The following is an 8,576-nucleotide window of genomic DNA, read 5'->3' as shown; positions in this document are numbered from 1 at the left end:
CACTTCGCGGCCTCCCGCTCGGCGCGCCACCACTGGACGAGGTCCTTGAGGCCGGTCTTCACGCGCCCCGCGTGAGGAGAAGCCATGACGCACGTACCCCCGCCCTTCGACCCGGAACTCACCGCCGCCCTCGATCTGATCAAGGACGTGATCTCGCCGTCCCTGACCCTCGACGAGATCGACCTCGTACGGCAGGGTCCGGGCATCCAGATGCTGGCCGACCTGGACCTGACCCTCGACGGCTTCTTCGAGGTGGAGGACCGCGCGGTGCCGGGGCCCGAGGGGGCGCCGGAGATCTCGCTGCTGATCTGCCGGCCCGCGGCGCCCGCGACCACGGAGGTCGGGCGGCCGGTGATCTACCACGTCCACGGCGGCGGCATGGTGATCGGCAACAACCGCGTCGGGATCGACGGACCGCTGGCCTGGGCGAAGGAGCTCGGCGCGGTGGTCGTGTCGGTGGAGTACCGGCTGGCGCCGGAGAATCCGCACCCGGCGCCGGTCGAGGACGTGTACGCCGGGCTCGTGTGGACGGCGGAGAACGCGGCGTCGATCGGTGGGGACGCGGAGCGGATCGTGATCGCCGGGGCGAGTGCCGGGGGTGGGCTGTCGGCGGCGCTGGCCCTGCTCGCGCGGGATCGCAAGGGGCCGCGGGTGCTCGGGCAGCTGCTGATGTGCCCGATGCTCGACGACCGCAACGACAGTCCGTCCACGTATCAGATGGCGGGGCTCGGGGTGTGGGACCGTACGGCCAACGAGACCGGGTGGACGGCGTTGCTGGGGTCGCTGCGGGGCGGGCCGGACGTGCCGGCGTACGCGGCGCCGGCGCGGGCCGAGGATCTGTCGGGGTTGCCGCCGGCCTTCCTCGACGTGGGTTCCGCGGAGACGTTCCGGGACGAGGTCGTGGCGTACGCGTCGCGGATCTGGCAGGCGGGCGGGGTGGCCGAGCTGCATGTGTGGCCCGGGGGGTTCCACGGGTTCGACGGGTTCGCTCCGCAGGCGGCGCTGTCTCAGGCGGCGCGGGCGGCGCACCTGGCTTGGCTGCGGAGGTTGTTGGGCCAGTAACGCCTTCTGGGGCGCCGGGTAGGGTTGTCTGGCGGGTGCGGGTGCGTTGTGGCTGGTCGCGCCCGCGCGGCGGAGCCGCATATCGATACAGCCCCGCGCCCCTGGAGATGCGGCTTCGCCGCTATCTCCAGTCCGGGACTCCTCGGATGGCCCTTGGTGTCGCACCATTGAGGCATGAAAGAGCTGGCCGGGCGGCTTACCGCCCTGGATCCCGATGCCGGGGCCGCTGTGCGGGTGATCGCCTACTTCGATCGGCTCGCCGAGTCGCGGGCCGGGCTTGAGCCGCTCGTACGGGCGGCTGCGGTGCTCTCCGGGGTGCCTGCTCGGCTTGTCGATGTCGGGCGGGGGGTGCGGGTTCGGGTTGAGGCGGACGGGACGCGGCGGGATTTCGACGGGATCCCGGATCCGGGGTGGCCGTCCGCCTCGCTCACCCCCGGCGGCGCCCCCGCTCTCTGGCTGGAGCGGGCCCAGGCCGCCTCGCCCAGTGTCGTCGACGCGGTGATTCTTGAGCGGGCCGCCGGGGCCGTGCGGGGTGTGCTGGACCGGACGCGGGGGCGGGTGGCCGGGGATGATCCGGCGTTGGTGGAGACCCTATTGGACTCCTCGGCGCCGGAGGACGCGCGGCTGCATGCGGCGCGGGGGCTCGGGCTGGACCCGGGTGCTTCGGCGCGGGTGCTGGCCACGATGAGCGGGCGGCCCCGGGTCGTGCCCGGGCGGCCGGAGGCGGCGCCGGCCGGTGTGCCGCCCGGGCGCGTCGGTGTGGGACCCGCGGTCCCCGTCCTCGAACTGCCGGAGTCCTGGGTCGCCGCGCGGACGGCGCTGCGGTTCACGGCGGAGGGCACGGCCCAGGATCCCGGGCCGTGTGTCGTGTACGCCGACGAGCTGGGCGGGATCGCGTTGCTGGCCGATCTCGTCGTACCGGGGGCGGAGCCGCCGGCCGATGTGCGGGCGCTGGAGGCGGCGGCCGCGGCGACGCCCTGGCTGCTCGCCACGGTGCACGCCGTGGTCTCGACGGCGAGCCTGCGGGCGGCTGCCGCCGAGATCAACGTCCACCACTCCACGCTCCAGGACCGGCTCACCCACGCCGAGCATCTGCTGGGCTGGGCACTGCGGACACCTCAGGGGCGGCTGCGGTTGCAGCTGGCTCTGGCGATGCGGCACCTGGTACGGCCGTAGCGCGGGCGCCCGCGCGCTCAGCGGAACTCGTGCACGACCTCGATCCGGCCTGCTGGACTGGGGATCCTGATCGCGTAGTCCTCGTTGAGGACCGGGTAGAAGATCGGCTGCTCGGGCAGGCGCGGCGGCCAGGCACGCCAGTCCAGCTGACGGGAGATGCTTGCATACGCGCGCTACACGCCGCAGCCGGAAATTTCATGTGTGGCATATCCTGGGCTCCATGACCGCCACGGATCCCGCGCTGACCGCACTCGCCCAAGGGTGGTGTGCGCTGTCCCTGTTGCACGGCAGGATCGAGGCCCATGTGGAGCGGGCGCTTCAGGCCGGGCACGAGCTGAGTGTGCGGGAGTACTCGCTGCTCGATGTGCTGGGCAGGCAGCATGACGGGGAGGGCGGGCACCTTCAGATGAAGCAGGTGGCCGACGCCGTCGTGCTCAGTCAGAGCGCCACGACCCGGCTGGTCACCCGGCTCGAGGAGCGCGGTCTGCTCTCCCGCTACCTGTGCCCGACCGACCGCCGGGGCATCTACACCGACGTCACCGACGCCGGCCGCACCCTCCTCGAACAGGCCCGCCCCACCAACGAGAAGGCCCTGCGCGAAGCGCTCGACACGGCCCGCGAGAACCCCGAACTGGCCCCGCTGGTACGGGCCGTCGAAACGCTGCGGGCGCCGGTCTGACGGCAGGGGTCATCACACCGGGCGCCTCAACCGCCGGTGCGGGCAGCCGCGTTCATCACCGCCAGAGCCTCCTCCGCCGTCGTTCCGACGATCCCCGGGCTCGCTCCCGCCGCCGTCGCCACGTCCGTCAGGAGGCGGACGTCCTTGCGGAGGAGGGGGCCCGCGTGGGTGGCCATGCGGTCCAAGGTGCCCCCTGCGGCGGCCACTCGGTCGAGGGCGAAGCTCGTGGCGCTGCCGTGGGCGAGGACGCGGGAGAGGGCGGCGGGGTCGACGGCGAGGTCGCGGCCCAGGGCGAGGGTGCCCGCGGCGGTCGCCAAGTTGGCTGTGAACAGGACGTTGTTGAGGAGCTTGGCGACCTGGCCGGTACCCAGCGGGCCCATGTGGACGATCGGGTCGCCGTAGGTCGCGAAGACCGGGCGGCAGAAGGCGAGCGTGCCGGGCTCGCCGCCCGCCATCACGGCGAGGCGGCCCTCGGCGGCGGCCTGTCCTCCCCCGCTCACCGGTGCGTCGATCAGGGCGACGCCGTGGGTGGCGGCCCGGTCGGCGAGGCGCCGGCAGGTGTCCGGGTGGACCGTGCTGTGCACGGCGATCACCCCGCCCCTGCGCAGGCCGGCCAGGATGCCGGAGGCGCCGGTGACGACCTCCTCCACGTCGGCGTCGTCGACCACGCAGACGCAGACGAGGTCACTGACGGAGGCCAGGTCCGCGGGGGACGCGGCGCGCTTCGCCGGGGTGTCGGCGAAGGGCACCAGCGTGGCGGGGCGGCGGGCCCACAGGGTCGTCTCGAAGCCGGCGTCCACGATCCGGCGGGCCATCGGGGCGCCTTGGCTGCCCAGGCCGATGAATCCGACCCTCATCCGCGGGCCTCCTGTTCGTGCTGCTCGTGCTGTTCCTGGGGCAGCTGTTCGGGCACCGGCTCCTCGGACGTCGGCTGCTCCGGTGCCGTGGCTTCGGGCGCCGGTGCCGGTCGCCAGAACGTCGCCAGCAGCCCCGCCGTGGCCACCACCGCCACCCCCAGCGCGATGCCACCCCCCGCCCACCCGGTCACGTCGATCCCCGCGGCCTCGTCCACGGAGGCATCCCCCGGGCCCAGCACCGCCAGTGCCAGCGCGACGGCGGCGAGGGTCAGGACGTACTCGTAACCCTCCTTGAAGACGAAGAAGCCGTTGCGGCGGTGGGCGAGGAGGCCCGCGACGAGCATCACGGAGATCAGCGCGGCGCAGGCCAGCGGGGTGAGCAGGCCGAGCAGCAGCAGGGCGCCCGCGCCGATCTCGGTGAGGACGCTCAGCCAGGCCTGGAGGGTGCCGTGGCGCAGGCCGAGGCCGGTGAACCAGCGGGCGGTCCCCTCGATACGGCCGCCGCCGCGCCAGTGGTTCCAGCCGTGCGCGATCATGACCGCGCCCAGGACCAGGCGCACCAGCAGCAGCGCGACCGTGTCGGCGTCGCTCATCCCGCTCTCCCTTCCCGTGCCTCGGCGTGGGCGGCGTCCCTGGCGACCGCGCACTCCTCGGCGAACGACAGCACTTTGAGGTGGTAGGCACGGGCGGCGTACCCGAGGCTGAGGTTGTGGCCGCTGTCCGGCTGTTCGTTGACCAGGACGCGGGGCGAGGCCGTGAACAGTCCGGCGATCTCGGCGAGACCCTCCGGGCCCGGTTCCCACACCAACTCGTGCTCGCCCAGGGTGAATTGGACCGGGACGCGGATGCGGGCGGCCAGTTCGGGGAACTCCTTGACCCAGCCGCGTGCCTCGAACTCGTAGGCGGGCGAGGCGGCTCCGATGTCGTCGCTGGTGAAGACCTCGGGCGGGTAGAGGCGGCTCGGGCCCCACAGGAGGTCACGCATGGGGCCGCGCCGGCGGGCCGTCGGGCGTACCTCGCTCTCGCCGGGTTCGACGAACCGGGCGACGAAGTGCGGGTGGTGGCGTCGGCCCGCGCCCGCGATCTCCAGGCCCAGCAGGTCCCGGCCGCGGTCGTCGGCGGCCATCCGGACCGCGAGTTCACTGCCCGCGGAGTGGGCCATCAGGAAGACTCCGGCGCCCTGCGGACGGGAGGCGAGCAGGCGGGCAACGGCCTTGTGGGCGACGTCCGTTCGGCGGGCCGGGTCGGTCAGGCGGCCGGCGTGGGCGAGCGAGGCGCCGTAGCCGGGCCGGTCCAGGGCGATCACCGTGAAGCCGAGGGCCGCGCCGGTGCGCAGCAGGGAGAGGTGGGGCTGGGTGGGGCAGTCGAAGTACGTCGAGTCGGTGCCGCCGCCGTGCAGGGCGACGACGACGGCACGGGGCTGCCGTACCCAACTCGCCCGGTACGACACGGAGATGCCGTCGATGTCGGCGACTCCCCGCACGGGGGCGTCGAGTCGGTTCACGTGTCCGTCCTGAGGAGAAGGACCCCGCTGGGGGCGAGGCCGCCGGTGCTGACGGCGGCCACCCGGGCGCCGGGCACCTGCCGTGCTCCCCCGTCGCCGCGGAGCTGGACGACGGCCTCGTGGACCAGGCCCATGCCGTGGGTGCGGCCGTGGGAGAGCTGGCCGCCGTGGGTGTTGAGGGGCAGGACGCCGTCTCGGGCGATGTTCTTGCCGCCGTCCAGGAAGTCCTTGGCCTCGCCGATCCCGCAGAAGCCCAACGCCTCTATCCAGGAAAGGCAGTTGAAGGTGAAGCCGTCGTAGAGCTGGGCCACGTCGACGTCACTTGGGCGCAGGTCGGTGCGGGTCCACAGGTGGGCGGACTGGCCGAGGGTGTGGGGTTCGTGGGTGAGGGTGCTCTGGTCCCACTCCATGCGCTCGGTGATCTGGGTGCCGACGGCCTCCACGAGGATCGGCGGTCTGGCGAGGTCGCGGGCGGTCTCGACGGCGGAGACGACGACTGCGACGGCCCCGTCGCAGGGGACGTCGCAGTCGTAGAGGCCGAAGGGGGTGGTGATGGGGCGGGCTTCGAGGTAGTCGTCCATGGTGAGCGGGTCGCGGTAGATCGCGTCGGGGTGGAGGGCCGCGTTGGCGCGCTGGTTGAGGGCGATCCAGCCGAGGGTCTCGCGGGTGGTGCCGTAACGGTGCATGTGGCGCTGGGCGTTCTGGGCGAGGGTGTGGGCGGCGGAGGTCGCGCCGAACGGCTTGAGCCAGCCCGCGTCGCCGCCGACGGGGACCGGGAGCCTGCCCTGTTTGATCAACTCGCCGTAGCTGGCCTCCCACAGGGTGCGGAAGCACAGGACGTGCCGGGCCAGTCCGCCCGCAACTGCCAGCATCGCGGCGACAATTGAGCCGCCGGGGCCGAAGGTCTCTCCCCCGCCGTTGTACCAGGTGGGGCGGATGCCGAGCGCGGACTCCAGGGCGGTGACCCCGCCTTCGGCGAAGCCGCCGTACGCGGCTCCGGCGCCGGGGTAGGTGGCGAGGCCGTCGATGTCGTCGAGGGTGAGCCCGGCGTCGGCGACCGCCGCCTCGCAGGCCTGCACGGTCAGGGAGAGCGGGGAGACCATGAGGCGGCGGCCCAGCCGGGAGCTGCCGATTCCGGTGAGCGCGACCCTGTCCTCGAACTTGTGCGTGGTGACCATCGGCCTTACCACGGGCGGGAGTTCGTCCTCCGGCAGCGGTGCCGGTTCGCCCTGTTCGGCCGCCGGGCGGAACAGCGGCAGCCAGACCTCGCCGGCTTGCTCGAAGACGACCTCCATGCGCATGCCGAGGACGAGGTCGTCGGGGTCGCACTCGACCGCGTTGGTGGTGAGCCGGACCCGGGGGTCCTCCTCCAGGGCGACCTGGGCGACGACGTAGGACGGCGGGAGGCCGGGCGTGGTGAAGCGGTGGTTGACGGTGAAGCCGATGAGGGTGGCGTGGCCGGAGACCTCCTGGGGTGCCAGGTCGTGTCCGCGGCAGTAGCGGCAGACGGGCTGCGGCGGGTGGATCAGCGCCGTGCACGACCCGCACCGCTGGATCCGCAGCCTGCCGTCCGCCCCCGACGTCCAGAAGTACGCGTTCTGGTCGGTGAGTTGGGGCAGAGGGCGTCCCGGGACTCCGGCCACCTGTGGTTCCTTCCTCTCAGCAGTGCACTCGGTCTCTCAGCGGGTGATCCTGGCGCGGCCCGCCCGCACGGTGACCGGTTCGGCGAGGCGCTGTTCGTCGCAGGCCTTCTGGAGGATCTCCAGGGTCTCGTCGAGCGAGGGCCCGAGCCGCTTGCCGGGGGTGAACGTGGCCGGCAGATGGCGCATGCCCTGGATGATGCCGATGGTCTCGTAGTGGACGGTGCCGTCGGGGTCGCAGCGGTAGTCGGGCAGCCGGTCCATGACGGCCGTGACCATGCGCTTGAACACCGTACGGGCGACGTTGGAGCCGATGCAGCGGTGGATGCCGAGGCCGAAGCTGCTGTGCCGGTTGCCCTTGCGGTCGAGGTGGACCCGGTCGGGGTCGGGGAAGACGGCGGGGTCGCGGTTGGCCATCGCCCAGGACAGCCACAGTCGTTCGCCCTCCTCGAACCGCTGTCCCGCGATCTCGCAGTCGGCCGAGATGGTACGGCCGTCCCCGGGGGCCGGGGCGTAGAAGCGCAGGAACTCCTCGGTGGCCGAGTCCAGCAGAGTCTCCCGCTCGCGGCTGAGCCGGTCCCGCTCAGCGGGATGCTGGCCGAGCCACTCCAGGGCGTGCGCGGTGAGCGCGGTGGTGGTGTCGAAGCCGCCGCCGATGAGCAGGGCGAGGACGCCGGTCAGCTCCTCGTCGGGCGGGTTCTTTCCGTCGATGTCGGCGTGCACGAGCGCGTCGATGAGGCCGGGGCGCGGGTTCTGGCGGATCTCCTGGATCGCCATGTACAGGGACATGCCCATGTTCCGGCTCATCTCCGCGACCCGGGGCATGTCCGGTGAGTTCGGCGGGGTGTAGACGGAGGCGTGGGCCGGTTCGTTGTAGACGGTCCAGTCCTTGAGCGGGATGCCCATCATCGCCAGGGTGAGGACGGCCGGGACGATGTTGGCGAGGTCGTCGACGAAGTCGATCTGCCCGTCCTCGATCCTCTCGTCGATGCAGGCGCGGACGACCTCGTCGACGAAGGGGATCCAGCGGGCGACAGCCGCCGGGGAGAGGTAGGGGTTGAGGGTCTGGCGGTAGTGGCGCTGTCCGGGCGGGTCCATCTCCAGGAATCCGCCCTGGACTTCACGGGCGCGCGGCGGGGAGGGGATGGTGATGCCCTTGTAGCCGCGCCGCTCACCCTTCACGTCGTGGTCGTTGGACAAGTACTCGGCGGACCTGGCCAGTTCGAAGACCTCGCGGTTGCCGCTGGCGACCCAGTGGCCGTCGTGGGCGTCGGTCCAGGCGATGGGGCACTTGCCGTGCAGTTCGTGGGTGATCTCCTCGAACCGGTCGCGGTACTCGGGGGTGTGGCGGTCGAAATGCACACGGTGTTTCTTGCGGTCGTCGTCGCCGGTGCGGTCGTCGCCGGTGGCCTCGGACATGAGGTCGCCCTCCTTTCAGAACAGTTGGATGGCGCGTTCCGGGCAGGAGTGCACGGCTTCGCGCACCTCGTCCTCCTGGTCGGCGGGGACGTCCTCGGCGACGGCCGTGGAGTGCCCGTCGACGTCGTCCAGTTCGAACGCCTTCGGCGCGATCATGGCGCAGAGCGTGTGGCCCTGGCAGCGCTCGGGATCCACGCGGACCTTCACGGCTTGCCTCCCTGTTGCGATGGGTTCTGCCT

General features: G+C 72.5%; 9 protein-coding genes. 3 read left to right on the top strand and 6 right to left on the bottom strand.

The window, feature by feature from the left end; translation table 11 throughout:
• Positions 1 to 84: 84 nt before the first annotated feature.
• From ABZ896_RS34565 to ABZ896_RS34555, 3 genes are all read left to right on the top strand, one after another.
• The gene (locus tag ABZ896_RS34565; RefSeq protein WP_360937748.1) at positions 85 to 1,062 is read left to right on the top strand and encodes an alpha/beta hydrolase; all 978 of its coding nucleotides are present in this window, start codon (positions 85 to 87) and stop codon (positions 1,060 to 1,062) included.
• Positions 1,063 to 1,236: 174 nt separating this feature from the next.
• Positions 1,237 to 2,238, top strand: a complete 1,002-nt coding sequence (locus ABZ896_RS34560) for a helix-turn-helix domain-containing protein (RefSeq protein WP_360937745.1) — start codon at positions 1,237 to 1,239, stop codon at positions 2,236 to 2,238.
• 220 nt (positions 2,239 to 2,458) lie between these two features.
• Positions 2,459 to 2,917, top strand: coding sequence for a MarR family transcriptional regulator (locus ABZ896_RS34555; RefSeq protein WP_360937742.1), 459 nt, complete (start codon positions 2,459 to 2,461; stop codon positions 2,915 to 2,917).
• 26 nt (positions 2,918 to 2,943) lie between these two features.
• On the opposite strand, the gene ABZ896_RS34550 is transcribed toward ABZ896_RS34555, so the two are convergent.
• Genes ABZ896_RS34550 through ABZ896_RS34525 form a run of 6 tightly spaced genes read right to left on the bottom strand, consistent with a single transcriptional unit; the run spans position 2,944 to position 8,544 of the window.
• Positions 2,944 to 3,774, bottom strand: a complete 831-nt coding sequence (locus ABZ896_RS34550) for an NAD(P)-dependent oxidoreductase (RefSeq protein ID WP_360937739.1) — start codon at positions 3,772 to 3,774, stop codon at positions 2,944 to 2,946.
• Positions 3,771 to 4,367 (bottom strand): DoxX family protein, encoded by a 597-nt coding sequence (locus ABZ896_RS34545; protein ID WP_360937736.1) that lies wholly within the window; start codon positions 4,365 to 4,367, stop codon positions 3,771 to 3,773. Before ABZ896_RS34545 ends, ABZ896_RS34550 begins: the two co-directional genes overlap by 4 nt.
• Complete coding sequence (locus tag ABZ896_RS34540; protein WP_360937733.1) at positions 4,364 to 5,278, bottom strand: alpha/beta fold hydrolase; 915 nt, start codon at positions 5,276 to 5,278, stop codon at positions 4,364 to 4,366. Before ABZ896_RS34540 ends, ABZ896_RS34545 begins: the two co-directional genes overlap by 4 nt.
• On the bottom strand, positions 5,275 to 6,921 hold the full coding sequence (locus ABZ896_RS34535) for an OB-fold domain-containing protein (RefSeq protein WP_360937730.1): 1,647 nt from the start codon (positions 6,919 to 6,921) through the stop codon (positions 5,275 to 5,277). The genes ABZ896_RS34540 and ABZ896_RS34535 overlap by 4 nt, the downstream gene beginning before the upstream one ends.
• Before the next feature lie 36 nt (positions 6,922 to 6,957).
• Positions 6,958 to 8,337 carry a cytochrome P450 gene (locus ABZ896_RS34530; protein WP_360937728.1) on the bottom strand — a complete coding sequence of 460 codons (1,380 nt, stop codon included), beginning with the start codon at positions 8,335 to 8,337 and terminating at the stop codon, positions 6,958 to 6,960.
• A gap of 15 nt (positions 8,338 to 8,352) precedes the next feature.
• Entirely contained in the window at positions 8,353 to 8,544 is a 192-nt protein-coding gene (locus tag ABZ896_RS34525) for a ferredoxin (protein ID WP_360937726.1), read from the bottom strand.
• Positions 8,545 to 8,576 lie beyond the last annotated feature (32 nt).

Source organism: Streptomyces sp. NPDC047072 (assembly GCF_040643855.1).
Lineage (GTDB): Bacteria > Actinomycetota > Actinomycetes > Streptomycetales > Streptomycetaceae > Streptomyces.
This window is presented reverse-complemented; position numbering and strand designations above follow the sequence as displayed.